Source organism: Streptomyces sp. NL15-2K (assembly GCF_030551255.1).
Classification (GTDB): domain Bacteria; phylum Actinomycetota; class Actinomycetes; order Streptomycetales; family Streptomycetaceae; genus Streptomyces.
Genome location: NZ_CP130630.1, coordinates 8,335,967 through 8,361,192, shown reverse-complemented (window position 1 = coordinate 8,361,192; position 25,226 = coordinate 8,335,967). Strand labels below are relative to the sequence as shown.

The 25,226-nt window shown below is 71.2% G+C and carries 25 protein-coding genes; 8 read left to right on the top strand and 17 right to left on the bottom strand.

Translation table 11 applies throughout. The features are described 5' to 3' along the window. Positions 1-45: 45 nt before the first annotated feature. The 7 genes from rnc to recG all read right to left on the bottom strand — a co-directional run bounded on the left by rnc (position 46) and on the right by recG (position 6,469). Positions 46-858, bottom strand: a complete 813-nt coding sequence (gene rnc, locus Q4V64_RS37665) for a ribonuclease III (protein ID WP_172629104.1) — start codon at positions 856-858, stop codon at positions 46-48. Positions 859-877: 19 nt separating this feature from the next. Continuing rightward, on the bottom strand, positions 878-1,051 hold the full coding sequence (gene rpmF / locus Q4V64_RS37660; RefSeq protein ID WP_003951102.1) for a 50S ribosomal protein L32: 174 nt from the start codon (positions 1,049-1,051) through the stop codon (positions 878-880). Positions 1,052-1,053: 2 nt separating this feature from the next. Beyond that, the gene (locus Q4V64_RS37655; RefSeq protein ID WP_124438955.1) at positions 1,054-1,698 is read right to left on the bottom strand and encodes a YceD family protein; all 645 of its coding nucleotides are present in this window, start codon (positions 1,696-1,698) and stop codon (positions 1,054-1,056) included. A gap of 162 nt (positions 1,699-1,860) precedes the next feature. After that, a complete protein-coding gene (locus Q4V64_RS37650; protein ID WP_124438956.1) occupies positions 1,861-2,961 on the bottom strand; it encodes an ATP synthase F0 subunit B in 1,101 nt (366 codons plus the stop codon). A gap of 110 nt (positions 2,962-3,071) precedes the next feature. After that, positions 3,072-3,551 carry a pantetheine-phosphate adenylyltransferase gene (gene coaD, locus Q4V64_RS37645; RefSeq protein WP_216377578.1) on the bottom strand — a complete coding sequence of 160 codons (480 nt, stop codon included), beginning with the start codon at positions 3,549-3,551 and terminating at the stop codon, positions 3,072-3,074. A 29-nt stretch (positions 3,552-3,580) separates the two neighbouring features. Further along, complete coding sequence (gene rsmD / locus Q4V64_RS37640) at positions 3,581-4,162, bottom strand: 16S rRNA (guanine(966)-N(2))-methyltransferase RsmD (protein ID WP_124438957.1); 582 nt, start codon at positions 4,160-4,162, stop codon at positions 3,581-3,583. Between the two features lie 102 nt (positions 4,163-4,264). Then, complete coding sequence (recG, locus tag Q4V64_RS37635) at positions 4,265-6,469, bottom strand: ATP-dependent DNA helicase RecG (protein ID WP_124438958.1); 2,205 nt, start codon at positions 6,467-6,469, stop codon at positions 4,265-4,267. A gap of 164 nt (positions 6,470-6,633) precedes the next feature. On the opposite strand from recG, the gene Q4V64_RS37630 reads away from it, so the two are divergent. Together Q4V64_RS37630 and Q4V64_RS37625 are read left to right on the top strand one after the other, a co-directional pair. Continuing rightward, positions 6,634-8,490, top strand: a complete 1,857-nt coding sequence (locus tag Q4V64_RS37630; RefSeq protein WP_124439100.1) for an HSP90 family protein — start codon at positions 6,634-6,636, stop codon at positions 8,488-8,490. Further along, the gene (locus Q4V64_RS37625; protein ID WP_124438959.1) at positions 8,490-11,714 is read left to right on the top strand and encodes a tetratricopeptide repeat protein; all 3,225 of its coding nucleotides are present in this window, start codon (positions 8,490-8,492) and stop codon (positions 11,712-11,714) included. The genes Q4V64_RS37630 and Q4V64_RS37625 overlap by 1 nt, the downstream gene beginning before the upstream one ends. A gap of 34 nt (positions 11,715-11,748) precedes the next feature. Here Q4V64_RS37625 and Q4V64_RS37620 read toward each other — a convergent pair whose 3' ends face one another. Continuing rightward, positions 11,749-13,521, bottom strand: a complete 1,773-nt coding sequence (locus Q4V64_RS37620) for a DAK2 domain-containing protein (RefSeq protein WP_124438960.1) — start codon at positions 13,519-13,521, stop codon at positions 11,749-11,751. A gap of 256 nt (positions 13,522-13,777) precedes the next feature. Between Q4V64_RS37620 and rpmB the strand changes: the two genes are divergently transcribed. Further along, the gene (gene rpmB, locus Q4V64_RS37615) at positions 13,778-13,963 is read left to right on the top strand and encodes a 50S ribosomal protein L28 (RefSeq protein WP_003993230.1); all 186 of its coding nucleotides are present in this window, start codon (positions 13,778-13,780) and stop codon (positions 13,961-13,963) included. 150 nt (positions 13,964-14,113) lie between these two features. Here the strand turns inward: rpmB and thiD are convergent, their stop codons facing one another. Both thiD and Q4V64_RS37605 read right to left on the bottom strand, forming a co-directional pair. After that, positions 14,114-14,908, bottom strand: coding sequence for a bifunctional hydroxymethylpyrimidine kinase/phosphomethylpyrimidine kinase (gene thiD / locus Q4V64_RS37610; protein WP_124438961.1), 795 nt, complete (start codon positions 14,906-14,908; stop codon positions 14,114-14,116). Further along, the gene (locus Q4V64_RS37605; RefSeq protein WP_124438962.1) at positions 14,905-15,870 is read right to left on the bottom strand and encodes a thiamine-phosphate kinase; all 966 of its coding nucleotides are present in this window, start codon (positions 15,868-15,870) and stop codon (positions 14,905-14,907) included. Before Q4V64_RS37605 ends, thiD begins: the two co-directional genes overlap by 4 nt. Positions 15,871-16,076: 206 nt before the next feature. Between Q4V64_RS37605 and Q4V64_RS37600 the strand changes: the two genes are divergently transcribed. Together Q4V64_RS37600 and Q4V64_RS37595 are read left to right on the top strand one after the other, a co-directional pair. Beyond that, positions 16,077-16,310 carry an Lrp/AsnC ligand binding domain-containing protein gene (locus Q4V64_RS37600; protein WP_003997603.1) on the top strand — a complete coding sequence of 78 codons (234 nt, stop codon included), beginning with the start codon at positions 16,077-16,079 and terminating at the stop codon, positions 16,308-16,310. 20 nt (positions 16,311-16,330) lie between these two features. Further along, the gene (locus Q4V64_RS37595; RefSeq protein WP_124438963.1) at positions 16,331-16,840 is read left to right on the top strand and encodes a DUF3515 domain-containing protein; all 510 of its coding nucleotides are present in this window, start codon (positions 16,331-16,333) and stop codon (positions 16,838-16,840) included. 12 nt (positions 16,841-16,852) lie between these two features. On the opposite strand, the gene Q4V64_RS37590 is transcribed toward Q4V64_RS37595, so the two are convergent. The 3 genes from Q4V64_RS37590 to Q4V64_RS37580 form a co-directional block, all read right to left on the bottom strand. Beyond that, positions 16,853-18,010 carry a D-alanine--D-alanine ligase family protein gene (locus tag Q4V64_RS37590; RefSeq protein ID WP_124438964.1) on the bottom strand — a complete coding sequence of 386 codons (1,158 nt, stop codon included), beginning with the start codon at positions 18,008-18,010 and terminating at the stop codon, positions 16,853-16,855. Between the two features lie 70 nt (positions 18,011-18,080). Continuing rightward, the gene (locus tag Q4V64_RS37585) at positions 18,081-19,091 is read right to left on the bottom strand and encodes an NAD(P)H-dependent glycerol-3-phosphate dehydrogenase (protein WP_124438965.1); all 1,011 of its coding nucleotides are present in this window, start codon (positions 19,089-19,091) and stop codon (positions 18,081-18,083) included. Further along, a complete protein-coding gene (locus Q4V64_RS37580) occupies positions 19,088-19,858 on the bottom strand; it encodes a lysophospholipid acyltransferase family protein (protein ID WP_124438966.1) in 771 nt (256 codons plus the stop codon). The genes Q4V64_RS37585 and Q4V64_RS37580 overlap by 4 nt, the downstream gene beginning before the upstream one ends. 154 nt (positions 19,859-20,012) lie before the next feature. Between Q4V64_RS37580 and cofC the strand changes: the two genes are divergently transcribed. Then, positions 20,013-20,651: a 2-phospho-L-lactate guanylyltransferase gene (cofC, locus tag Q4V64_RS37575; protein WP_124438967.1), complete on the top strand. Its 639-nt coding sequence runs from the start codon at positions 20,013-20,015 to the stop codon at positions 20,649-20,651. 9 nt (positions 20,652-20,660) lie between these two features. Next, positions 20,661-20,864: a hypothetical protein gene (locus Q4V64_RS37570; protein ID WP_124438968.1), complete on the top strand. Its 204-nt coding sequence runs from the start codon at positions 20,661-20,663 to the stop codon at positions 20,862-20,864. Positions 20,865-20,947: 83 nt separating this feature from the next. Here the strand turns inward: Q4V64_RS37570 and Q4V64_RS37565 are convergent, their stop codons facing one another. From Q4V64_RS37565 to leuC, 4 genes are all read right to left on the bottom strand, one after another. Continuing rightward, on the bottom strand, positions 20,948-21,583 hold the full coding sequence (locus Q4V64_RS37565) for an HU family DNA-binding protein (RefSeq protein WP_124438969.1): 636 nt from the start codon (positions 21,581-21,583) through the stop codon (positions 20,948-20,950). A gap of 138 nt (positions 21,584-21,721) precedes the next feature. Then, a complete protein-coding gene (locus Q4V64_RS37560; RefSeq protein ID WP_124438970.1) occupies positions 21,722-21,952 on the bottom strand; it encodes a hypothetical protein in 231 nt (76 codons plus the stop codon). A gap of 266 nt (positions 21,953-22,218) precedes the next feature. Further along, positions 22,219-22,812, bottom strand: coding sequence for a 3-isopropylmalate dehydratase small subunit (gene leuD / locus Q4V64_RS37555; RefSeq protein WP_124438971.1), 594 nt, complete (start codon positions 22,810-22,812; stop codon positions 22,219-22,221). A gap of 6 nt (positions 22,813-22,818) precedes the next feature. After that, positions 22,819-24,249 carry a 3-isopropylmalate dehydratase large subunit gene (gene leuC / locus Q4V64_RS37550; RefSeq protein ID WP_124438972.1) on the bottom strand — a complete coding sequence of 477 codons (1,431 nt, stop codon included), beginning with the start codon at positions 24,247-24,249 and terminating at the stop codon, positions 22,819-22,821. A 188-nt stretch (positions 24,250-24,437) separates the two neighbouring features. On the opposite strand from leuC, the gene ndgR reads away from it, so the two are divergent. Further along, complete coding sequence (gene ndgR / locus Q4V64_RS37545; protein ID WP_093910054.1) at positions 24,438-25,154, top strand: IclR family transcriptional regulator NdgR; 717 nt, start codon at positions 24,438-24,440, stop codon at positions 25,152-25,154. Positions 25,155-25,226: the final 72 nt, after the last annotated feature.

The following is a 25,226-nucleotide window of genomic DNA, read 5'->3' as shown; positions in this document are numbered from 1 at the left end:
GGAAGCCGGGGGCGGGCGCTCGGACGCGCTTGTTCGGTCAGTCGGTCAGGCGGAGACCGACGAGGGGTCCTCGCCGTCCTGGGCGGCCTTCTCGGCCACCAGCTTGGCGCGCTCGTCCGCCGCGGCCTTGATGGACCGCCACGCGGATTCCGCGGCCTGCTGCTCCGCCTCCTTCTTGCTGCGGCCGGTGCCGGTGCCGTACGAGACGCCTCCGACGCGGGCGGCAGCAGTGAAGGTCTTCTCGTGGTCGGGGCCGGTCTCCGTGACCAGGTACTCGGGCACGCCGAGCGCCTCTGTCGCGGTGAGCTCCTGGAGGCTGGTCTTCCAGTCCAGGCCGGCTCCGAGGTTCGAGGACTTCTCGATCAGCGGGTCGAACAGGCGGTGCACCAGCTCCGCCGCCGAGTCCAGTCCCTGGTCGAGATAGACCGCGCCGATCACCGCTTCGAGGGTGTCGGCGAGGATGGAAGCCTTGTCCCGGCCGCCCGTGCCCTCTTCACCCCGGCCGAGCCGGACGAAGGAGCCCAGGTCGAGCCCGCGGCCGACCTCCGCCAGCGCACGCGAGTTGACCACCGCGGCCCGCAGCTTGGCCAGCTGGCCTTCGGGCAGGTCGGGGTGGGTGCGGTACAGCGTGTCCGTGACCACGAGGCCGAGCACGGAGTCCCCGAGGAACTCCAGGCGCTCGTTGGTGGGCAGGCCGCCGTTCTCGTATGCGTAGGAACGGTGGGTCAGCGCACGCACCAGAAGGGCGGACTCGAGCTTGTACCCGAGCCGCCCTTCCAACAGCGTGTGGGACGAGGCCGTGTTGTCCGCCGGGCTGCTCCCGATCTCGCGGGGAGCGTTCTTCTTAGGCGTGGACACTGTGCCTCTCACCAGCCGCTCAGACCTCGAGGACCTGGCGCTTGTTGTAAGTGCCGCAAGACGGGCACGCGATGTGCTGCTGCTTGGGCTCGTGGCAGCGCTCGCACGCAACCAGGGTGGGGACCGCAGCCTTCCACTGCGACCGGCGGTGGCGCGTGTTGCTGCGCGACATCTTCCGCTTCGGAACAGCCACGGCTACTTCTCCTGCTTCTCGTCGACGCCCGGTTCGGCGCCGCTCATCTCGTCCTTATCGCCGTCTTCGAGTGAACCGGCGAGTCCCTGCAGTGCCGCCCAACGGATGTCGACGGCGTCGTGGTGGTGGTCCGGGTCGTCCGCAAGGCGTGCTCCGCACTGGGCGCACAGTCCTGGACAGTCTTCCTGGCACACCGGCTGCATCGGCAGTGCGAGCACCACCGCATCGCGCAGCACGGGTTCGAGGTCGAACAGGCCGTCCTCGATGAAGAGCCTGTCCTCGTCTTCCTCGGCGTCGTCGGCCGGCTCCGCCTTGGGGCGGCCCCGGTCGTCGGCGTCAGGGTACGAGAACATCTCCTGGAAATCCGCTTCGAGCTCCAGCTCGAGCGGCTCCAGACACCTTACGCACTCCCCCTCGGCCACTGCACGGGCGGTGCCTGTGACGAGCACCCCCTCCATGACCGACTCGAGGCGGAGGTCGAGCTTCACCGGGGCGCCTTCCGGCACTCCGATGACTCCCTGGATACCGAAGTCCTTGGGAGCGTCGATCTCGCGGGTCAGGCGCTGCAGCGCACCAGGCCGCCGACCCAGCTCGTGTGTGTCGAACACGAGAGGGTTGCGGTGGTCGAGGCGGGCGTTCAGGGCCATTCCTGCTTTCGATCTTCTGAGCTCAGGGGCGCTGCCCTTCGGTGTTCCCAGGCAGCGTTGATCGCGGACGTACGCGCGACCGAAGAGCCAGGATACTGGACCTTTCGCTCACGGCCCAATCCGGTGTGCGCTCCCGGTCGGCGGCCCCGCTCGCGGGCGAGGTCAGCCGTTGCCTCGCCCCTGCTCGTAGGCCCGCAACTGCTCCGCGCTGATCATGCCGGTGTCGAAGAGGCTGGTCTCGTCGAGGGCGGGCATCTGCTGCTGCCCGGCGTATCCCGGCTGGGGCTGCTGGGCCTGCTGGGACTGCTGCGGGTCGTAGGCGCCCTGCTGGCTGTCGTAGCCCTGGTAGGCGTACGGGTCGGCCTGCTGGGCCTGCTGGTAGCCGTACGGGTCGGCCTGCTGGCCGCCGTACTGCTGCTGGTAGCCGTAGGGGTCGGCGGTCTGCTGCTGGTAGCCGTACGCCGGCTGCACGGTCTGCGGGTCGTACGGCGGCGGCACGGGCTGCTGCTCCGCCGGTGCGGCCTGAGGTGCCTGCGCGTCCTGCTCCGCGAGGGCGGTGAGGTCGGCCAGGTAGTCGGCGTCGCTGGAGTGCTGGACGGTGGACAGGTCGTCGGCGAGGGCGCCGAGGTCGTCACTGGCGATCCGGCCGTGCAGCTTCTGGCGGCCGCGGCCGACGGCCTCCAGGGTCTTGGCCAGGACCGCCTCGAAGGCGCCCAGCTTGACGTCGACGTACTCGTCGGCGGTGCGGCGCAGGGTGTCCGGGTCGTGGCTGCGCTCGGGGGCGTCGTCGTCCTCGTAGCCCTGCTCGTCGACGCCGGGTCCGGTGCCGAGGAGTTTCTCGCGGCCGCGGCCGACGGAGCCGAGGGTCTTGGTGAGGACGACCTCGAAGTTGGCGAGCTTGGAGTCGACGTAGTCGTCGGCCTCCGCGCGGATCTCCTCCGCCTCCTTGCGGGCCTCGGCGAGGATGCGGTCGGCCTCGGCCTGGGAGCGGCGGGCGATCTCGGTGTCGGAGATCAGCGAGCCCCGCTCGGCGTGGGCCTGCTCGATGATCCGCTCGGCCTCCTGGCGGGCCTGCTCGACCATCTGCTCGCGGCCGCCGATCAGCTCCTGGGCCTGCGCGAGGGAGCCGGGCAGGGCCTGGCGCACCTCTTCGAGCATCGAGAGCAGTTCGGCGCGGTTGACCACGCACGAGGCCGACATGGGCATCGACCGGGCACCGGAGACCGCGGACACGATCTCGTCGAGCTTCTTCTGCACGTCCACCTGTGCTCGCCACTCTCTACAGCTGTGTTGGAGACGGACGGGACGACTGTACGGCCATGAGGTTGCCGTCGGACAGCGGGTGACGGGCCGTCAGGGACCCGGTGTCCGGCTCAGTCCTTTCTGAGGCGCTGGGCGAGGGCGTCGAAGACCGCCGGCGGCACCAGGTGGGAGACGTCTCCTCCCCAGGTCGCGACCTCCTTGACCAGGGAGGAGGAGAGGAAGCTGTAGGTGGGGTTGGTGGGGACGAAGAGCGTTTCGACGCCTGTGAGGCCGTTGTTCATCTGGGCCATCTGCAGTTCGTAGTCGAAGTCGCTGACCGCGCGCAGGCCCTTGACGATGGCCGGGATGTCGCGCTCCTTGCAGAAGTCGACGAGGAGGCCGTGGAAGGCCTCGACGCGGACGTTCTCGTACTCGGCGGTGACCTGGCGGATCAGGTCGATCCGCTCCTCGATCTCGAACAGGCCCTTCTTGGCCTTGTTGATCATCACCGCGACATAGACCTCGTCGTACAGACGGGAGGCGCGGGCGATGATGTCGAGATGTCCGTTGGTGATGGGGTCGAACGACCCGGGACAGACGGCGCGGCGCACTTGGGTTCCCTCGCTCTCCGGTCCGGTCATCATGCGTCTTCGCACGTAGAGGCGGCGCGACCGTACCAAAACGTTCCCTCGCCGTAGCGACGGGCCCGGATCGCTTCGAAACCGTCCGGCCAGCGGAATTCGCCGCCTCTGGTGCTGCGCTCCACGGTGACGAGGGCGTCGGGCGCGAGCCACCCTTCTGTACGGAGTGTGAGCAGAATCTCCCGAAGATCGTCGTCCGAGACGGCGTACGGAGGGTCGAGGAAGGCGAGGTCGTACGGCTGCTGCGGCGGCGTCTGGATGATCTGCCGGGCCTTGCCCGCGCGGACCTCGGCGCCGGGCAGGCCCAGGCTCCTCACGTTCTCCCGGACGGTGCGGGCCGCCCGGGCGTCGGCCTCGACGAGCAGGGTGTGGCCGGCGCCGCGGGACAGGGCCTCCAGGCCGACGGCGCCGGAACCGGCGTACAGGTCGAGGACCCGCTCGCCGTCGAGGGGGCCGCCGAGCAGGGACTGCCAGGTGGAGAACAGGCCCTCGCGCGCGCGGTCGGAGGTGGGGCGGGTCCCGTGTCCGGGCGGGACGGCCAGACGGCGTCCACCGGCCCGGCCGGCGATCACGCGGGTCATGTCCTTGCGTTCCTCGGTCCTTGTCGGTGTGCTCTGGTCGTGGCCTGGTGTGTGCCCTGGTGGTGGCCTGGTCTGTGCGCTGGTGGTACCGGTCCCAGTCTGTCAGCCCTTCTCCAGGTACTGCTCCCTCTCCTCGTCCAGCAACGCGTCCAGCGCGGTGCGCAGGGCGGGCAGGTGTTCCAGGTCCGGGTCGGCGGCCACGATCCGGACGGCCTCCTCGCGGGCCTCGGCGATGATCTCCTCGTCGTCGATGACGGCGAGCATCCGCAGGGAGGAGCGGGTGCCGGACTGGGCCTGGCCGAGGACATCGCCCTCGCGGCGCTGTTCGAGGTCGATGCGGGAGAGCTCGAAGCCGTCGAGGGTGGCGGCCACGGAGTTCAGCCGCTGGCGGGCCGGGCTCGCCTCGGGCATCTCCGTGACCAGCAGGCACAGGCCGGCCGCCGAGCCACGGCCCACCCGGCCGCGCAGCTGGTGCAGCTGGGAGACGCCGAAGCGGTCGGCGTCCATGATCACCATCACCGTGGCATTGGGCACGTTGACGCCGACCTCGATGACCGTCGTGGCGACCAGGACGTCGGTCTCGCCGGCGGCGAAGCGGCGCATGACCGCGTCCTTGTCGTCGGGCTGCATACGGCCGTGCAGGACCTCGACCTTGAGGCTCTGCAGGGGCCCCTTGGCGAGCTGGTCGGCCACGTCGAGGACGGCGAGCGGCGGGCGCTTCTCGGCCTCGTCCTCGGGGGGCTTCTTCTTGGCGGCCTTGGGGTCCTCGTCCTCGTCGCCGATGCGCGGGCAGACGATGTACGCCTGATGGCCGTTCTCGACCTCCTCGCGTACGCGTTCCCAGGCCCTGGCCAGGAAGTGGGGCTTGTCGGCGGCCGGGACGACATGGCTGGCGATCGGCGAACGGCCGGCCGGGAGCTGGTCGAGGACGGAGGTCTCCAGGTCGCCGAAGACGGTCATGGCGACCGTGCGCGGGATCGGTGTGGCGGTCATGACCAGCAGGTGCGGCGGCTGTTTGCCCTTGCCGCGCAGGGCGTCGCGCTGCTCGACGCCGAAGCGGTGCTGTTCGTCGACGACGACCAGCCCGAGGTCGTGGAACTGCACCTTGTCCTCGATCAGGGCATGCGTGCCGATCACGATCCCGGCCTCTCCGGTCACCAGGTCGAGCAGCGCCTGCCGCCGGGCGGCCACCCCCATCGACCCGGTGAGCAGCACCACCTTGGTGGCCTGCTCGGCCCCGCCCAGCATCCCGCCCTCGGCCAGCTCGCCCATCATCTCGACGATCGACCGGTGATGCTGCTGGGCGAGCACCTCAGTGGGCGCGAGCATGGCGGCCTGGCCGCCGGCGTCGACCGTGGCGAGCATGGCGCGGAGGGCCACCATTGTCTTTCCACTACCGACCTCTCCCTGCAGCAACCGGTGCATCGGATGCTCCGTCGCCAGGTCGTCGAAGATCTCCTTGGAGACCCGCTGCTGGCCCTCGGTGAGGGTGAACGGGAGGCGGTCGTCGAAGGCCGTGAGGAGGCCGTCCGGCTTGGGTTTGCGGGGGACCGCCGGGAGTTGGGCGTCGGCGTGGCGGCGGCGGGCGAGGGCGATCTGGAGGACGAAGGCCTCGTCCCACTTGAGGCGGTCGCGGGCGCCGGCGACGTCAGCCTTGGTGTGCGGGCGGTGGATCTTCAGCAGGGCCTCGGGGAGGGAGACCAGGGCGCGGCCCTCGCGGAGCGAGTCCGGGAGCGGGTCGACGGCTTCCTGGGCGCTGGGCAGCACCGTCTGGATCGCCTTGCCGATCTTCCAGGACTCCAGCTTGGCGGTCGCGGGGTAGATCGGGATGAGCGCGCCGGCCCAGGTGTCGACGGCTTCCTCGGAATCGCCGCGCAGCAACTCGTATGCCGGATGCGCCAGTTGCAGACGGCGGTTGAAGACGGAGACCTTGCCCGCGAACATCGCGCGCGTGCCCGGCAGGAGCTCCTTGTGGGGCTTGTGAACGCCGTGGCCGAAGAAGACGAGTTGGAGGCGGCCGCTGCCGTCCGTGATCGTGACTTCCAGGCGCTGGCCCTTGCCGCGGGGCGCCTTGGCCGAGGCGAAGGTGTGCAGGCGGGCGTCGGCGACCTGGGCGACCACCGTGACGTGCTCGTCCAGGGGGAGGTCGGCGAGGTGGGTGAGCTGTCCGCGCTCCTCGTATCTGCGCGGGTAGTGGTGCAGGAGGTCGCCGACGGTGTGCAGGCCGAGATGCTCGGCCATCACCTTCGCGGTGGCGGGGCCGAGCACCTTTTTCAGTGGTTCTTCCAGTGCGGGCACGAGATCCATTCCACACCACGTCACTGACAATGGCCGTATACGTCCGGGAAACCCCTGGTCAGGCGGCTCGTTCGGGCTTTAGGATGGCGCGCTCCGGCCATCCTTCGCGGTCTCCGCCTCACACGGACCGCCCGACCCCGCGCCGTCGTCGTCCCCCCACCGGCGCTGTGATGATGGACTCCCAGACCTCACAGTCATCCCAGGCATCCCAATCACCCCAGTCACCTCATACGTTCCAGGTCGACCTGCGCGGTCTGGTGGACCTGCTCTCCCACCACCTCTACTCCAGTCCCAAGGTCTACCTGCGCGAGCTGTTGCAGAACGCGGTGGACGCGATCACCGCCCGGCGGGCCGAGCAGCCCGACGCCCCGGCCCGCGTGCGGCTGTACGCGGAGGGCGAGACCCTGCGTGTCGAGGACACGGGTGTGGGGCTCACCGAGGCGGACGTGCACAACCTGTTGGCGACGATCGGGCGCAGTTCCAAGCGTGCCGACGGGTTGCAGGAGGCCCGCTCCGACTTCCTCGGGCAGTTCGGCATCGGGCTGCTCGCCTGCTTCGTGGTCGCCGAGCGGATCCGGGTGGTCAGCCGCAGCGCGCGTACGCCGGGTGCCCCGCCCGTGGAGTGGACGGCGAGCGACGACGGCTCGTACACCGTGCGGACGCTGCCGGACGAGGCCCGTCCCGAACCGGGCACCACCGTGCACCTGGTGGCACGGGCCGGGGCCCGGGAGTGGCTCGCGCCGCAGCGTGTCCTCACGCTGGCGCGGGACTTCGGCTCGCTGCTGCCGTACGACGTGCGGGTGGGCGAGGAGGCGGTCACCGATCTGCCCGCGCCCTGGGACCGGCCGTATCCGAGCCCCGCCACCCGGAGGGTGGCCCTGGCGCGGCACTGTCACGAACTGTTCGGTTTCACGCCGCTGGACGCGATCGACCTGGACGTGCCGCTGGCCGGGATCCGCGGGGTGGCGTACGTCCTGCCGTCGGCGGTCAGCCCGGCCCAGCACGCGAGTCATCGCGTGCACCTCAAGGGCATGCTGCTGACCGAGCGGGCCGAACAGCTGCTGCCCGACTGGGCGTTCTTCGTGCGCTGCGTCCTGGACACCGACAGTCTGCGGCCCACGGCCTCTCGCGAGTCGCTGTACGAGGACGAGACGCTGGCCGCCGTACGGGAGACGCTGGGCGAAAGGATTCGGTCCTGGCTGACGGGCCTGGCGGCCGGTGATCCGGAACGGCTCGCGGCCTTCTTGTCCGTGCACCACCTGGGCGTGAAGTCCCTGGCGCGGCACGACAACGAGATGCTGCGCACGATGCTGCCGTGGCTGCCCTTCGAGACGACCGACGGGCGGCTGTCCCTGGAGGAGTTCGCACAGCGCCACCCGGTGGTGCACTTCACGCGGACGGTCGAGGAGTACCGGCAGGTCGCACCGATCGCGTCCGCGCAGGGCGTCGGCGTCATCAACGGCGGTTACACGTACGACAGCGAGCTGATCGAGGCGCTGCCGTCGGTGCGACCGGGCACGGTGGTCGCGGAGCTGGACACCGACACCGTGACCGCCCATCTCGACGCGGTCGATCCGGCCGAGGAGCTGGCCCTGTCCGGCTTCCTGGCGGCCGCGCGGGCGAAACTCGACCCACTGGGCTGTGACGTCGTACTGCGCGCCTTCCATCCCCTGTCCGTGCCCGCGCTGCACCTGGACGACCGGGCGGCCCGGCACGAGCAGGCCCGGGCGGAGGCCGAGGAGCAGGCCGACGACCTGTGGGCGGGCATCCTCGGCTCCCTGCGGGGCAGCGCCCCGCGCGCGCGTCTGGTGCTCAACCACCTCAACCCGCTGATCCGGCGCATCAGTTCGCTGCGCGATCCGGAGCTGATCGGCACCGCCACGGAGTCCCTGTACGGGCAGGCGCTGCTGATGGCGCAACGGCCGCTCAGGCCCGCCGATTCGGCGCTGCTGAACCGGGCGTTCATCGGCCTCCTGGAATGGGCCACGCACGGAGGTTCCGACTCCGACTCCGCGGGAGGCGGTCACTGATGGGTGAGATCACGGACTTCGACGCCCTGCGCCGGGCGATGGCGGAGAACGCCGAGCAGCCGGAGGGACCCGCCCGCAACACGCGCGCGGAGCAGCTGCTCGCCGAGGCCGAGAAGCTGAACATCCCGCTGGCGGTGATCGAGGCCCTCGGACACCAGCTGAAGGTCTACAACTACAGCTCCGAGAAGGACAAGATGTTCGTCCCCTTCGCGCGCCTGCTGCGCATGTGGGACGAGCGGCCCGAGGACTTCGACGAGTACGAGACGCACTCGCTGCACTGGGTCTTCAAGTGGATGTCGTCCGGCATGCTCGACCAGCCGCACATCCCGCTCGCCTCCATCGAGAAGTGGCTCGGCGAGATGGAGCACCGCTACCGGCTCGCAGGGCACTCCGAACGGGCGGTGCGCAGCGCCGAGTTCAGCGTGGCGGCGCACATCGGGGACGTCGCGCGGGCCGAGCGGGCGTACACCGCGTGGCTGGCCGCCGACCGGGACGGCATGGCCGACTGTCACGCCTGCGAGCTGCACGGCCAGGGCTGGTGGCAGGCGGAGCGCGGCCGGGACGAGGAGGCGCTGCGGCTGTGGGGGCCGGTCCTGGAGGGCGAGTTCACGTGCGCCCACGAGCCGCACACGGTGCTCGCGTCGTCCCTGGCACCCCTGCTGCGGCTGGGCCGCGAGGACGAGGCGCGCGCCCACCATCTGCGCGGCTTCCGGCTCGTGCGGGCCATGGAGAGCATGCGCGGCGCCTACGCGGACCATGTGGAGTTCTGCGTGCTGACGGGCAACGAGGCGCGCGGTCTGGAGCTGCTCGCGGAGCGGCCGGCGTACTTCACGGACGGCGGGCATCCGCGCAGCAAGCTGGATTTCATGGCCGTGGTCGCGCTGCTCATGGACCGCCTGACCGAGCTCGGGCTGGGTGACCAGCGGGTGCCGGGGCCGGCCGGCCGGGCATGGACCGCGCGGGAACTCGCCGCCCACGCGCGCGGGGAGGCCCTCGCGCTGGCCGCCCGCTTCGACACGCGCAACGGCACGGCGCACGTGAGCGAGCGGGCACGCGCGCGTATGGCGCAGCGGCCGTTGGTGGAGCGGCTGCCGCTGGGGGTGCGCTCGGCGCGGTCGGCCGCCGCGCCCGCGGTGACACCGCCACCGGTGGCCGTGGCCACCGAGGAGCCCGATCTGGCCGCGCTGTTGGCCGAGGCGCGGCGGCTGTCGGACACCCTGCGGCCGAACGCCGTGGAGGCGTGGGCGGCCGTCTCCCGGGCCGCCCGGGGCGTCGAACTGGACGCGCGCGACCGCGCGGAGATCGCCGAGCACAAGGCGATGGACCTGGGGCCCGAGGGGGCCGAGCTGTTCGAGCGCGCCGCCGGGCTGTACGCGGAGGCGGGCGACCCCGGGGAAGCGCTGGCGGCACGCGCGCGTGCGGCCTACGTACGCGCCCTCACGGGCCGGGTGGACGAGGCGCTCGCGGCGGTCGCCGAGCCGTACGACGAGGTCCTCGCGCTGTACGCGGAGGGCGGCACCGGCGTACGGCAGACCGCGTCCGTGCTGATGGGGCGGGCGCGGATCCTGATGCGGCGGGTGCATGAGGCCGACGGTTCCCCGGGGGCCGACGGCGCCTCGGTCGGTCCGGCCCTGGCCGACGCCGAGGCAGCCGCCCGGGAGGTGCTGGCCCTCGTCGACGGGCACACCGGGGACGACGTACGGCTCGCCTCGCGGGCCGCCGAGGCGCAGGCGATTCGGGCGGAGCTGGCGACGCTCACGGGGGATGTGGAGGCGGCCGCGGAGTTGTTCGCGCGGGCCGCGGGGGCGTTCGTCGGCGCGGGGCTGCCGTGGTTCGCGGTGGAGTACGAGGCACGGCTGGCCGGACTCGCGCACCACCTCGGCGACACGGCGGAGGCCGAGCGGGCGCTGCGGGCGGCCCTGGAACACGGCGGTCCTTACCTGGAGGCCATCGGACGGGCCCAGCTGCACCTCCAGCTCGCCGAGGTCGTCGGCGGCCGGGGGCTGGCTCAGGAGGCGGCCGAGCACGCCCTGGAGGCGGCGCACTGGGCCGACGAGGCCGGGGAGGGTTCCACGCTCGGCGCCTGGGCCCGGCAACAGCTCGGCGGGTTCCTGCTGCGGCAGGGGCGGTGGGCCGAGGCGGCCGAGGTGCTGGAGTCGGCGCTGCCCGACCTGAGCGCGCAGACGCACGGCGACGGCGCGATCGTCCAGACGCAGTGGTGGCTCGGGGACTGTCTGAGCGAGCTCGGCGAGCACCGCGCGGCGGCCGAACGGCGCCTCCAGGCCGCCGAGATCGCCCGGCACTGGCCCGAACAGCACGACCACGCCACCCTCGCCCACCTCGCCGCGGAATCCCTCGCCCACGCGGGCCTGCCCGCCGAGGCGGACCGCGCCTACGCGCGCGCGGGCGCCCTCTGGCACGGACTCGGCAACACCCACGGCCTCGTCCGCGCCTTGCGCGCCCGCGCGTGGCTGGCGCTGCGGGTGGAGGACGGGGTGGACGAGGCACCGGCTACGGAAGGCGGCGTGGAGGGCGCGCGGGGCGTCCCTCGCGCGGAGGGCGGCCCGGGCAGCGACCGCGAACGGGACGGGCTCGGCACGGCGGGCAGCACGGAGAGCGGAACGGACGGCGATTCGTTCGCGCTCAGCACGGAAGAGGGATCGGCCGGGTCGGTCGGCGCAGTCGGCGCAGTCGGCGCACAGGACTCGCCCGGCACGAGAACCGGGCCGGACAGCGCGCAGGACGGCTTGCCCTGGCAAGGCGGAGCGACCAGCGCGCGGGAGTTGATGGCGAGCGCCGTCCGGGAGTGTGTGGCGGCGTTGAGCGCGGCGGACGACGAGGACACGCGGCAGCGGCTCGTCGCCGAGCTCGGCCACACCCACCGGCAGTTCGGCGACCTGCTCGCCCGCTCCAGTGCCGAGGACGCCGACGACGGCGCCATCCGGGCGACGCTCGCGGAGGCGCTGTCCCAGATGGATGAGGCGATCTCGGTCTTCGGCTCCCTCGGGGACGAGGCCCGGCACAGCCGCACCGGCGCCGAACTCGCCGCGGGCTGGCTGGAGGCCGACCTGGGAGACGCCGCCCGTGCGGCGGCACGCGCGCGTGCGGTGCTGGCGGCCTACGGCGACGGGGACACCGACGACGAGACGGCACAGTCCCGGCGGACCGAGGCCGAGCAGATGCTCCAGCTCATGGAGGAGCAGCAGGAGGAGCAGGAAGGCTGACGGCGCCCGAGTCCATTTCCGGGGCTGTCCGGGTCTACTCGACCCCGATGAGCAGCAGCGCCCCTTGCCGCCCGCCCCGGTACACCACCGTGTCGACGGCGAGATACGACTCCCGCACGCGTGCCTCGAGGTGGTCGGCGACGGACTCGGGGGCCTCGTCGCCCAGGACGAGGGTCACCAGTTCGCCGCCGGCCGCGAGCATCCGGTCGAGAACCGTTTCAGCGGCGGCGGTGACGTCCGAGCCGATCACGGCCACGTCGCCGTCGATGAGACCGAGGACGTCTCCGGCCTGGCAGATGCCGGCCATGGTCCAGGACTGGCGTTCCGCGACGACGACCTCGGCGTAGCGGGTGGCGCCGGCCGCCGAGGTCATCGTCACGACGTCCTCGTCGAAGCGCCGCTCCGGCGCGTGCACGGCGAGCGCGGCGATCCCCTGGACCGCGGAGCGCGTCGGGATCAGAGCCACGCGGATGCCCTCCGCCCGGGCCTGCTCGGCCGCCGCGGCCGCGGTGTGCCGCAGGTCCGCGTCGTTGGGCAGCAGCACCACCTCGCGCGCGTGGGCCCGCCGTACGGCCTCCACGAGCTCCCCGCTCGCGGGCGGCTCCCCGGGGCGCGCGAGCACGGTGGTCGCGCCTTCCTCGCCGTAGAGCCCGGCCAGGCCCTCGCCGGGCACGACGGCCACGACGGCGCGCTGGGCCCGCTCCCGGGGCGGCCGCTCGGCGCCGGTGGTGTGCACATCACCGAGCCCGAAGTGCGTGATCCGGATCCGGTACGGCCGCCCGGCCTCGACACCCGCCTCCACGGCGGCGCCCGCGTCGTCGACGTGCACATGGACGTTCCACAGGCCGTCGCCGCCGACCACCACCAGCGAGTCCCCGAGGGCGTCGAGCCGTTCCCGCAGCCGCGCCACGGCCCCGTCGTCGGCCTCCAGGAGGTAGATCACCTCGAAGGCGGGCCCGCCCTCCGCCGGGACCCCGTCCGCGCACTCGCCCACGTCGTCCGAACCGGCGGCCACGCGCGAGTGGGACACCTGATCGTCGTCGCGTCCCTCCGTGTGCTCCACGCGCGCGTGCACCCCGGAAACCGGCTCCACAGCCCCGCCCTGCGCCTCCCCCGTGAAGGTCTCCACCAACGCACCGAGGACCGCCACCAGCCCCCGCCCGCCGGCGTCGACCACCCCCGCGCGCTCCAGGACCGCCAGCTGGCCCGGGGTCGCGGCGAGGGCCGCACGCGCCCCCTCGTAGGCCGCCCGGGCCACCGACGCGCAGTCGCCCTCGGCTCCGCCGGCCGCGTCGGCGGCGGCCGAGGCGACGGTGAGGACCGTGCCCTCGACGGGATGGGCCACGGCCTGGCGGGCGGAGTCGGCCGCGTGCCTGAGGGCGAGCCCGAGGCCCCGCCCGTCGGTGTGAGCCCTCTCGCCGTCGGCGGCGAGCACCTGTGCCATGCCCCGCAGCAGCTGCGCGAGGATCGTCCCGGAGTTGCCCCGCGCCCCGATGAGCGCCCCATGGGCCAGCGCCCGCACGGCGTCGGCCAGCGACGGCCCGTCCGCAGCCCCCAGACCCGCACCCGTCCCAGGGCCCGCACCGGCGCTAATGGACCCCATCGCGTGCCCCGCGAACACAGCCTCGACGGCCGCGACGGCCGACTCCACGGTCAGATACAGGTTCGTGCCGGTGTCCCCGTCGGCCACGGGATAGACGTTGATCGCGTCGATCTCCTCGCGCGCCCGCCCCAGCGCGTCCAGCGCGAGACCGCACCAGGTACGCACCGCGAGAGCATCGAAGAATGTCTGCGGCACCTGCGCCACCTGCGCCTCCCTGAGCTGCTGGACGTGGGACGCAGCGTAGACCTCGGGCCGGTGTCCGCCGGAGGAGGGCCGGGAGCAGGCCCCTGAGCTGCCATGGTAGTTTCGTTCTACGGGCGCAGTCGTTGTATGCTGCTCCGGTTGCCCGATCCGATCGGGCTCTCCCCCTGGCAACGCCACTCAGATCTCTGATCCTACGATCTCGATCCCGGCCTGCCGGGATCAACCGTAAGTGCATCTGAAGTCTTTGGAGTGACCCGTGGCTGCCAACTGCGACGTCTGCGGCAAGGGGCCGGGCTTCGGCAACAACATCTCGCACTCGCACCGCCGTACGTCCCGCCGCTGGAACCCGAACATCCAGCGTGTACGTACCGTGGTGGGCGGGACGCCGAAGCGCGTGAACGCTTGCACCTCGTGCATCAAGGCCGGCAAGGTCTCGCGCTGACGCTCAGCTAGCGCGCGGCCACTGCTGGTTCGCTGCACAGAGCCGGTCCACCTCGTGTGGACCGGCTTTTTGCCGTGCCCGCACAGCTACGTGCCCGCACAGCTACGTGCCCGCACAGCTACGTGCCCGCACAGCTACGAGCCCGCACAGCTACGAGCCCGCCCGGAACCGCCACCCGTGATCCACCGGCCCGACCCCGCCCCCCAGCGGGAACCCGGCCGCGATCGCCCCGGTGACGTACTCCTTCGCCGCCGCCACGGCCTCCGGCACGGACTGCCCCTTCGCGAGTCCCGACGCGATCGCCGACGCGAGGGTGCACCCCGTGCCGTGCGTGTGCCGGTTGTCGTACCTCGGTGCTCGCAGCCAGTGCTCCTCGGAACCGTCGGTGAGCAGATCCACGGCCTCGCCCGGCAGATGGCCTCCCTTGATCACCACCCACCGAGGCCCGTACGACAGCACGGCCGCCGCGGCCCCGCGCATCCGAGCCTCCGAGTCGACGTGCACACCCGTCAGTTGCGCCACCTCGTCGAGGTTCGGCGTCGCCACGGTCGCGACCGGCAGGAGCTTCGTCCGTACGGAATCGAGCGCAGAGGCCGCCAGCAGTGGGTCCCCGTGCTTGGACACGCCCACCGGGTCGACGACGGCGGGCGCGTCCGTCCCGCCGATCAACTCGGCGACCAGCTCCACGAGTGCCGCCGAGGCCAGCATCCCCGTCTTCACCGCCTGGACGCCGATGTCGTCGACCACGCTGCGGTACTGCGCCCGCACCGCCTCCACCGGCAGTTCCCAAGCCCCCTGCACACCGAGGGAGTTCTGCGCGGTGACCGCTGTCACGACACTCATGCCGTGCACGCCGAGCGCGAGCATCGTCTTCAGGTCGGCCTGAATGCCCGCGCCCCCACCGGAGTCGGAGCCCGCCACGGTCAGCACCCTCGGAAGGCTCATGACTCGATGTCCCCGAAGTGGTCCCAGCCGCCCTTCTTGGTCCACGGCGCCCCGTCGACCGTCACCTGAGGCAGCGCCGACGGGTTGAGCACCTCGCCGATGACCTTCCAGCGGGCCGGCAGCTTCACGTCCGGCGGGAACGTCGCCACGATCGCGTGGTCCTCTCCCCCGGTGAGCACCCACTGCATGGGGTCGACGCCGACGGCCTGCCCGATGTCGTTCATCTGCGAGGGGATGTCGATCGCGCCGGAACGGATGTCGATGCGGACCTTGCTGGCCTCGGCGATGTGCCCAAGGTCGGCGATCAGCCCGTCGCTCACGTCGCACATCGCGGTCGCTCCGAGCCCCGCGGCGGCCGGTCCCGCGTGGTACGGCGGCTCGGGGCGCCGGTGCGCCTCCACGAAGGCGCGCGGCGAGCGGAAACCGCGGGAGAGCACCGCGTAGCCGGCCGCGGACCAGCCCAGCCAGCCGGTCACCGCGACGAGGTCGCCGGGCTGCGCGCCCCCTCGTGTCACCGGCTCGTTGTTGCGCAGGTCGCCGAGCGCGGTGATCGACACCATGATCGTGTCGCCGCGCACGACGTCGCCGCCCACCACGGACGCGCCCGCGACCTGGCACTCGTCGCGCAGGCCGTCCATCAGCTCGACCGGCCAGGTCACCGGGAGTTCGGCCGGGACGACGAGACCGAGCAGCAGCGCGGTCGGTACGGCGCCCATGGCGGCGATGTCCGCGAGGTTCTGTGCGGCGGCCTTGCGTCCCACGTCGTAGGCGGTGGACCAGTCACGGCGGAAGTGCCGTCCCTCCAGGAGGATGTCGGTGCTGGCCACGACGCGCCGGTCGGGCGCGGCGACCACCGCGGCGTCGTCGCCGGGGCCGACCCGGACCGCCGGGGTGGTGGTGAGACGGGAGGTGAGCTCCCTGATGAGCCCGAACTCGCCCAGCTCACCAACAGTGCCCTTCATTGCCCTTACGCCCCTTCTGTACCTGTCCGTGCCCGCTCGCGCGTCACCAGTGTCCTCGATACGGTCGAGGTGACCGTCAACTTCTGTCGTGCCCGCACCCCGGCGCGCGAGCCCCGGTCCCCGCAGGTCTCCCCGCGACGAGCGGCGACGCGATACCGTGGCGTTCCTTTTCCCCACATGATCCTCGTGGCCGCCCTGGAGGTTCCGTGGTACAGGCGTACATCCTGATCCAGACGGAGGTCGGCAAGGCGTCGACCGTCGCCGAAACGATCAGCAAGATCCCTGGAGTCATCCAGGCCGAGGACGTGACAGGACCGTATGACGTGATTGTGCGTGCCCAGGCGGACACGGTCGACGATCTCGGTCGCATGGTGGTCGCGAAGGTCCAGCAAGTGGACGGCATCACCCGCACCCTGACCTGCCCGGTCGTCCATCTGTAGCCCCCGTCTACCCTGTGCCGGTGAACTCGTTCCGTCACCGGCACCGCTCGGTCATCCGCCTGCCCGCTGTCGCTCTGCTGATCACCGTCGCGGGCTGCTCCTCAGCAGACGACAGCGCGTCGGCGGCGGTTCCCAGTCCGGACCACTCGGTCGCGAAACTGTGCCGGAACCTGGACAAGGTACTGCCGGCGAAGGTGGACGGTGAGAGTCGCGACGATCCCGAGCCCGCGTCGGCGCTGACGGCGGGCTGGGGCAGCCCGGCGATCATACTTCGCTGCGGTGTCGTACAGCCGCCGAAGATGATCGACCCGAAGGTCGCCGAGGGAGCGGACCCGGACGCGGTGGCCGGTGGAGTGAACGGGGTCGACTGGCTGATGGAGGAGCAGGGCGACGGCGGGTACCGCTTCACGACCGCCAACCGCGAGGCCTACGTCGAGGTCCGGGTGCCCAAGGGGCCCGACAGCTCGGGGGTGCTGATCGACCTGGCCCCGGCGATCAAGAAGGCGATCCCCGAAGGGATCGCCGACTGAGGTGTACGAGGGTCAGCGCAGGCCCGTCGACCGGCGCAACGCCGCCTGGATCAGACGATCCACCAGCTCCGGGTAAGCGACCCCGCTCGCCTGCCACATCTGCGGGTACATCGAGATCGGTGTCATGCCGGGCATCGTGTTGATCTCGTTGATCACGAACTCGCCGTCCTCGGTGAGGAAGAAGTCCGCGCGGACCAGGCCCTCGCAGGACGCGGCCTCGAAGGCCTCCACCGCCAGCCGCCGCACCTCGGCGGTCTGCTCCTCGGTCAGCGGGGCGGGCACGACACCGGGTGTGGAGTCGATGTACTTCGCCTCGAAGTCGTAGTACGCGTGCGCGTCCGCCGGCGGGATCTCCGAGGGCACGCTCGCCCGGGGCCCGTCCTCGAACTCCAGCACCCCGCACTCGATCTCGCGGCCGCGCAGCGCCGCCTCCACGAGGATCTTCGGGTCGTGCCGCTGCGCCTCGGCGATCGCCTCGTCGAGCCCCGCCAGGTCGTCGACCTTGGTGATGCCGATCGACGAGCCCGCGCGCGCGGGCTTCACGAACAGCGGCCAGCCGTGCTCCCCGGCGAAGTCGACGATCTTCTTGCGGGCGGCGGACTCGTCGCGCTCCCACTCGCGCGGCCGGATCACCACGTACGGACCGACCCTGAGCCCGAAGGAGGTGAACACCCGCTTCATGTACTCCTTGTCCTGGCCGACGGCCGAGGCGAGCACGCCCGAACCGACGTACGGCACGCCGGACAGCTCCAGGAGGCCCTGGAGGGTGCCGTCCTCGCCGTACGGGCCGTGCAGGACGGGGAAGACCACGTCGACCTCGCCGAGCGCCTTGGGCACCGATCCGGGCTCGCTGTAGACGACTTCGCGGTTGCCGGGGTCGACGGGGAGCACCACGCCGCCCTCCCTCGACTCGGCCAGCTCCTCGACGTTCGGCGTACGGCGCTCGGTGATCGCCATGCGTTCCGGTTCGTCGGCGGTGAGCGCCCAGCGGCCGTCCTGGGTGATGCCGATCGGCAGGACGTCGTACTTCGTCCGGTCGATGGCCTTGAGGACGGCGCCGGCGGTGACCACGGAGATCCCGTGTTCGGAGCTGCGCCCGCCGAACACGACGGCCACGCGCGGCTTGCGAGGCGGCTGCTCAGGGCTCTGGGGGAGGTTCTCGGTGCTCATATCGCGTTGAGAGTACCCGCTGGTATCCGATTGGTCAGCGACCACTTGGCGGCCATTTGGCTGCCGTAGCTCAGCGTCGTTCCGCCTTCGCGCTGCGCGACATCAGCTCCTTGAGAGCCACCACCGGGGGCTTGCCCTCATGGACGATTCCCACGACCGTCTCCGTGATGGGCATGTCGACGCCGTGCCGGCGGGCCAGATCCAGCACGGACTCACAGGACTTGACGCCCTCGGCGGTCTGCTTGGTGACCGCGATCGTCTCCTGAAGGGTCATGCCCTTGCCGAGGTTGGTGCCGAAGGTGTGGTTGCGGGACAGCGGCGAGGAGCAGGTCGCCACCAGGTCACCCAGGCCCGCGAGTCCGGAGAAGGTGAGCGGGTCGGCGCCCATGACGAGGCCCAGCCGGGTGGTCTCCGCGAGGCCGCGCGTGATGAGCGAGCCCTTGGCGTTGTCGCCGAGTCCCATGCCGTCCGCGATGCCCACGGCGAGGCCGATGACGTTCTTGACCGCGCCGCCCAGTTCGCAGCCCACCACGTCCGTGTTGGTGTACGGCCGGAAGTACGGCGTGTGGCAGGCGGCCTGGAGCCGCTGGGCGACGGCCTCGTCGGTGCAGGCGACCACGGCGGCGGCCGGCATCCGCGCGGCGATCTCGCGGGCCAGGTTGGGCCCGGTGACCACGGCGACGCGGTCCTGCCCCACCTTGGCGACGTCCTCGATGACCTCGCTCATCCGCATGGCGGAACCGAGTTCGACGCCCTTCATGAGCGAGACGAGGATCGTGTTCGGCGCGAGCAGCGGCGTCCACTCGGCGAGGTTGGCGCGCAGCGTCTGCGAGGGGACGGACAGGATCGTGAAGTCGGCGCCGGCGGCGGCGTCGGCCGCGTCCGTGGTGGCCCGCATGTGCTCCGGCAGCTCGATGCCGGGAAAGTAGTCGGGGTTCGTCCGGGTGGAGTTGATCGCTTCCGCGACCTCCGCCCGGCGTGCCCACAGGGTGACCTCGCACCCCGCGTCGGCGAGCACCATGCCGAACGCCGTGCCCCACGAACCGGCGCTGAAGACCGCCGCCTTGACCGGCTTGCTCACGTGCCCTGCCCTTCTGCCTGCTTGCCCTTGTTCTTCGCCCGTGTCCGGCGCCGCTGCTCGATCCGCTCCCGTCGCGGGTCGTAGGGCGTCGTGGGCGCCTTCTCGCCGCGGATCTGCTCCAGCTGGCGGGTGATGGCGGCCATGATGACCTCCGTCGCCTCCTTCAGGAGCTCCGGGGTCATCTCCTTGTCGTAGAAGCGCGTGAGGTCCACCGGGGGGCCCGCGAGCACGTGGTGGGTCTTGCGCGGAAGGATGTCGGGCTTCTTGGCGTACGGCGGCAGCAGTTCGTTGGCGCCCCACTGGGCGACCGGGATCACCGGGCACTTGGTCTGCAGGGCGACCCGGGCGGCACCCGTCTTGCCGGTCATGGGCCAGCCGTTCGGGTCGCGGGTGAGGGTGCCCTCGGGGTAGAAGGCGACGCACTCGCCGCGCTCCACGGCGTCGATCGCGGCCCGGAAGGCGCTGAGCGCGTCGGTGCTCTCGCGGTAGACGGGGATCTGTCCGGTGCCGCGCATCGCGGCGGCCACGAATCCCTTGGTGAAAAGACTGGCCTTCGCCAGGAATCGCGGAACACGACCGGTGTTGTACTGGAAGTGCGCGTAAGCGAAGGGATCGATGTGCGAATTGTGGTTCACCGCGGTGATAAATCCGCCCTCGGCCGGAATGTGCTCCATTCCGCGCCAGTCCCGCTTGATCAGCACCACCAGCGGCGGTTTGCACAGGACCGCTGCGAAGCGGTACCAGAACCCGATTCTGCGGCGGGGCACGCGGACACCTTCCTCTAGGGCCTGGGGGCCGCACAAGTGTCGCCCCAGGCCGCCGGTCTGTCGAGAACACCGTACGCCCCGGTGCCGCGCCCACCAGATGGCCCTGGTGACGGCTGAGTGACAATGGCCGCGACAAGAGAGGGACGGAACGCTGGTGCAGTGGACCTTGGTCATACCCCTGAAGCCTCTGACGCGGGCCAAGAGCAGGCTCTCGGACACCGCCGCCGACGGGCTGCGCCCCGGCCTGGCCCTCGCGTTCGCCCAGGACACCGTCGCGGCCGCGCTGGCCTGCCCGGCGGTGAAGGATGTGGCGGTCGTCACGGACGACGCCCTGGCCGGCCGGGAACTGGGCTCGTTGGGCGCCCGGATCGTCGCCGACGAACCGAGCGGCGGCCTCAACACGGCCCTGGCGTACGCGGCGGCCGTCGTCCGCGCTTCGCGCCCCGACAGCGCCGTGGCCGCCCTGAACGCCGATCTTCCGGCGCTGCGCCCGCTGGAATTGGCCCGGGTTCTGGACGCGGCAGCGGAATTCCCCCGTGCTTTTCTCCCGGATGCCGCCGCAATTGGCACCACTCTGCTGGCCGCCCGGGAAGACCAGGAATTGCTGCCCGCCTTCGGCACGGATTCCCGGGCCCGCCATCGCGCCTCCGGGGCCGTGGAACTCGTCCTCGACGCGGTGGATTCCGTACGGCAGGACGTGGACACCGGTGACGACCTGCGGGCCGCGCTGGCGCTGGGGGTGGGTCCACGGACGGCCGCGCAGGCCGCGCGGCTGCTGATACCCGGGCAGTAGGCTGCTGTCATGCAGGCGACCGCATACACGTACGACGCCGAGACGCGCAGCGGCAGCGTGCTGCTCGACGACGGCACTCCCGTCCCCTTCGACGCCGCCGCGTTCGACGCGGGCGGGCTGCGGCTGCTGCGGCCCGGGCAGCGGGTGCGGATCGAGGTGGAGGGCGCCAAGGACAGCCCCCGGATCACCCTGGTGACGCTGCAGACGCTCTGAACCCCCGCACCGAGCCCCCGTAGACGCGCCGCGGGCCGGGCTCCCTGGGGAGTCCGGCCCGGCGCGTGAGTGCCCCTGTGCCCCTACCTGGTGCGGGAGGTGGCCTTCTTGGCGGTGGTCGAGCGGCCCGTCGACTTCTTGGCCGGGGCCTTCTTCGCCGGGGCCTTCTTGGCCGTCGCCTTCTTGGCGGTGGTCTTCTTCGCCGCGGTGGTCTTCTTGGCGGCCGCCGTGGTCTTCTTGGCGGTCGTCTTCTTGGCGGTGGCCTTCTTCGCGGCGGCCGTGGTCCGCTTCGCGGGCGCCGCCTTCTTCGCCGTGGTCCGCTTCGCTGCTGCCGCCTTGGTGGTCTTCTTGGCGGCGGCCTTCTTGACCGTCGGCGCCGCGGCACCGGTCAGGCTGCCCTTCGGCGCCTTCTTGACGGCGACTTCGCCACCGCGCGGGAGCTTCTTCGAGCCGCTGACCAGGTCCTTGAAGCCCTGGCCCGCGCGGAAACGCGGTACGGAGGTCTTCTTGACCCGAACCCGCTCGCCTGTCTGAGGGTTACGGGCGTACCGAGCCGGACGGTCGACCTTCTCGAACGAACCGAAGCCGGTGACCGAGACCCGCTCACCCCCGACCACCGCGCGGACGATGGCGTCCAGTACGTGGTCGACAGCATCGGCAGCCTGCTGGCGGCCGCCCATCTTGTCGGCAATCGCTTCTACGAGCTGCGCCTTGTTCACGTCTTCCCCTTCGGAGACATCGCCAGAACGAAAGTGTTCAAGCTTTTTCGCACGTTAGGCAGATATATACCGCAAATCAAACACGAAACGGGCTTATCACCCTCGTGCCGCAACAGACTCAGCAGTCTCAGATGTGTCTCAGCGTTCCTCGTCGGGGATTCGCCCCTCGTCGAGGTCCGCGTTGAACCTCTCCAGACGCCTTGTCGCTTCGGCGAGATCGTGCTTGGCCGCGGCCGTAATGACCAGCAGCTTCCGGGTCAGCGCCATCCGTACGCCCTCCGGGACTTGCAGTGCGCGCACTCTTGCGTGCGCTTCCTTGAGTTGGTCCGCGACTGCCGCATAGAGCTGGAGTTGGCCGTCGTGTTCCATGCACAGATTGTGCCATCTGGGGCGAGTTGTCGCCTGCTCAGGGTGCAACTGCCGCCTCAAACGGCCTCTCGGGCGTCCGCGGAAGCCGCGGTCACACACCTCGCGTACCCCGGCAACAGCCGTCGTAACGTGGGAAGTTGACAAGCCGCGTCGACGCAGGCGGGGCCGTTCGGGTGCAGACACGGCAGTACCCCCGATCGGGCTGATCGGGGGTACTGAAGGGATCTTCCGGTGGCCGAAACTCGACGTGTTCCGGCCCTGAAGCGTCAGACCTGAAGCGTCCGCGGCTTGTACGACGGCCGCTTGGCCTCGTAGGCGGCGATGTCGGCCTCGTTCTGGAGGGTGATGGAGATGTCGTCCAGCCCGTTCAGCAGCCGCCAACGGGCGTTCTCGTCGAGTTCGAAGGCGGCCGTGATGCCCTCGGCGCGCACCTCACGAGCCTCAAGGTCCACAGTGACCTCAGCTTGCACGTCCTTCTCGGTGAGCTCCCACAGCGCATCCACGATCTTCTGCTCCAGAACCACCGTGAGCAGGCCGTTCTTGAGCGAGTTGCCGCGGAAGATGTCCGCGAAGCGAGAGGAGATGACCGCCTTGAAGCCGTAGTTCTGCAGCGCCCAGACGGCGTGCTCACGGGAGGAGCCGGTGCCGAAGTCGGGGCCGGCGACCAGCACGGTGGCGCCCTGCCGCTCGGGCTGGTTGAGGACGAACGACGGGTCCTTGCGCCAGGCCTCGAACAGCCCGTCCTCGAAACCGTCCCTGGTCACCTTCTTGAGCCAGTGGGCGGGGATGATCTGGTCGGTGTCGACGTTGCTGCGGCGCAGCGGGACGGCCCGGCCGGTGTGCGTGGTGAATGCTTCCATGACTGATCAGACTCCAGCGGGCGTACGGGTCTCGGCGTCGGACAGGTCGGCCGGGGAGGCCAGGTGGCCCAGCACCGCCGTAGCGGCCGCGACCTGCGGCGACACCAGGTGCGTACGACCGCCCTTGCCCTGCCGGCCCTCGAAGTTGCGGTTGGAGGTGGACGCGGAGCGCTCACCGGGGGCCAGCTGGTCGGGGTTCATGCCCAGACACATCGAACAGCCCGCGTGCCGCCACTCGGCGCCGGCCTCCTTGAAGACCACGTCCAGGCCCTCGGAGACGGCCTGCAGACCCACGCGCGCGGAGCCCGGGACGACCAGCATCCGTACGCCGTCGGCGACTTTGCGGTCCTTGATGATCTCCGCGGCAGCGCGCAGGTCCTCGATACGGCCGTTGGTGCACGAGCCTACGAAGACGGTGTCCACCTTGATGGAGCGCAGCGGCTGTCCGGCCTCCAACCCCATGTATTCCAGGGCCTTTTCGGCGGCGAAGCGCTCCGAAGCGTCTTCGTACGAAGCAGGATCGGGGACGTGGGCCGAAAGCGGCGCGCCCTGGCCGGGGTTGGTGCCCCAGGTGACGAACGGCGACAGTTCGGCGGCCTCGATGACGACCTCGGCGTCGAACTCGGCGTCCTCGTCCGTCCTCAGCGTCTTCCAGTAGGCGACGGCCGCGTCCCAGTCCTCGCCCTTGGGGGCGTGCGGGCGGCCATCGAGGTACGCGAAGGTGGTCTCGTCGGGGGCGATCATGCCCGCGCGGGCGCCGGCCTCGATCGACATGTTGCAGATGGTCATCCGGGCTTCCATCGAGAGCTTCTCGATGGCGGAGCCGCGGTACTCCAGGACGTAGCCCTGGCCGCCGCCCGTACCGATCCTGGCGATGATCGCCAGGATCAGGTCCTTGGCGGTGACGCCGTCGGGCAGTTCGCCGTTGACGGTGATGGCCATGGTCTTGGGCCGGGCCATGGGCAGCGTCTGCGTGGCCAGCACGTGCTCGACCTGGGAGGTTCCGATGCCGAAGGCCAGGCCGCCGAAGGCACCGTGCGTGGAGGTGTGCGAGTCGCCGCAGACGACCGTCATGCCCGGCTGCGTCAGACCCAGCTGCGGGCCGACGACGTGTACGACGCCCTGCTCGACGTCACCGAGCGGGTGCAGGCGCACACCGAAGTCGGCGCAGTTCTTGCGCAGCGTCTCCAGCTGGACGCGGGAGACCGGGTCCGCGATCGGCTTGTCGATGTCGAGGGTCGGGGTGTTGTGGTCCTCGGTGGCGATGGTCAGGTCGAGTCGACGCACCCGGCGACCGCTCTTGCGAAGGCCGTCGAAGGCCTGCGGGCTGGTCACCTCGTGCAGCAGGTGCAGATCGATGAAGAGGAGGTCGGGCTCGCCCTCGGCGCGCCGGACGACGTGATCGTCCCAGACCTTCTCCGCGAGTGTCCTACCCATCGCTTTCCCTCCGGCCGGAAAACGGCTCCGGCCCAACTAGAGATCTTGAGGAGACAGCTGCCCGCGCCCCTGTATTCGGGCATCCGCCGCCGGGCCCCTTGAAATGCGGGCCGCTGTGTCTTCAAGAGTGGCGTGTTCCACCGAAAATTGAACTTGCGTTTCACAGAGTGAGACGCGAGTATCGTTGCATGGACAACAGTAGCGGCGTCGGCGTTCTGGACAAGGCAGCCCTTGTCCTGAGCGCCCTGGAGTCCGGTCCGGCCACCCTCGCGGGTCTGGTCTCGGCCACCGGGCTGGCACGACCCACGGCCCACCGGTTGGCCGTGGCTCTGGAACACCACCGCATGGTGGCGCGCGACATGCAGGGCCGTTTCATTCTCGGCCCCCGCCTGGCGGAACTGGCGGCGGCCGCGGGTGAGGACCGCCTCCTCGCCACCGCAGGCCCGGTGCTCACCCACCTCCGTGACATCACGGGCGAGAGCGCGCAGCTCTACCGCCGCCAGGGCGACATGCGTATCTGCGTCGCCGCGGCGGAGCGCCTGTCCGGCCTGCGGGACACGGTTCCGGTCGGCTCGACGCTCACGATGAAGGCCGGCTCCTCGGCCCAGATCCTGATGGCCTGGGAGGAGCCGGAGCGCCTGCACCGCGGCCTCCAGGGCGCCCGCTTCACGGCCACGGCGCTCTCCGGCGTACGGCGTCGGGGCTGGGCCCAGTCCATCGGCGAGCGCGAGCCGGGCGTCGCCTCCGTCTCCGCGCCCGTACGCGGCCCCTCCAACCGGGTGGTGGCCGCTGTCTCGGTCTCCGGCCCCATCGAGCGCCTGACGCGCCACCCGGGCCGTATGCACGCCCAGGCGGTCATCGACGCCGCCGCCCGCCTCTCCGAGGCCCTGCGCCGCACCGGCTGACCAGCGGCCGGCGATCGGGAAGAGGGCTCGCCTCAACGCCGCGGCAGGCCCTGTCCCCCGACGTCCGTCCCG

What these genes read in the sequence shown, in the direction of transcription:
- Q4V64_RS37655 (WP_124438955.1), bottom strand. Translation starts at nt 1,698, where the DNA reads ATGGCCCTGAACGCCCGCCTCGACCACCGCAACCCTCTCGTGTTCGAC.
- Q4V64_RS37605 (WP_124438962.1), bottom strand. Translation starts at nt 15,870, where the DNA reads ATGAAGGGCACTGTTGGTGAGCTGGGCGAGTTCGGGCTCATCAGGGAG.
- Q4V64_RS37630 (WP_124439100.1), top strand. Translation starts at nt 6,634, where the DNA reads ATGGACTCCCAGACCTCACAGTCATCCCAGGCATCCCAATCACCCCAG.
- ndgR (WP_093910054.1), top strand. Translation starts at nt 24,438, where the DNA reads ATGGACAACAGTAGCGGCGTCGGCGTTCTGGACAAGGCAGCCCTTGTC.
- leuC (WP_124438972.1), bottom strand. Translation starts at nt 24,249, where the DNA reads ATGGGTAGGACACTCGCGGAGAAGGTCTGGGACGATCACGTCGTCCGG.
- Q4V64_RS37625 (WP_124438959.1), top strand. Translation starts at nt 8,490, where the DNA reads ATGGGTGAGATCACGGACTTCGACGCCCTGCGCCGGGCGATGGCGGAG.
- thiD (WP_124438961.1), bottom strand. Translation starts at nt 14,908, where the DNA reads ATGAGCCTTCCGAGGGTGCTGACCGTGGCGGGCTCCGACTCCGGTGGG.
- Q4V64_RS37560 (WP_124438970.1), bottom strand. Translation starts at nt 21,952, where the DNA reads ATGGAACACGACGGCCAACTCCAGCTCTATGCGGCAGTCGCGGACCAA.
- Q4V64_RS37570 (WP_124438968.1), top strand. Translation starts at nt 20,661, where the DNA reads ATGCAGGCGACCGCATACACGTACGACGCCGAGACGCGCAGCGGCAGC.
- rsmD (WP_124438957.1), bottom strand. Translation starts at nt 4,162, where the DNA reads ATGACCCGCGTGATCGCCGGCCGGGCCGGTGGACGCCGTCTGGCCGTC.
- recG (WP_124438958.1), bottom strand. Translation starts at nt 6,469, where the DNA reads ATGGATCTCGTGCCCGCACTGGAAGAACCACTGAAAAAGGTGCTCGGC.
- Q4V64_RS37590 (WP_124438964.1), bottom strand. Translation starts at nt 18,010, where the DNA reads ATGAGCACCGAGAACCTCCCCCAGAGCCCTGAGCAGCCGCCTCGCAAG.
- leuD (WP_124438971.1), bottom strand. Translation starts at nt 22,812, where the DNA reads ATGGAAGCATTCACCACGCACACCGGCCGGGCCGTCCCGCTGCGCCGC.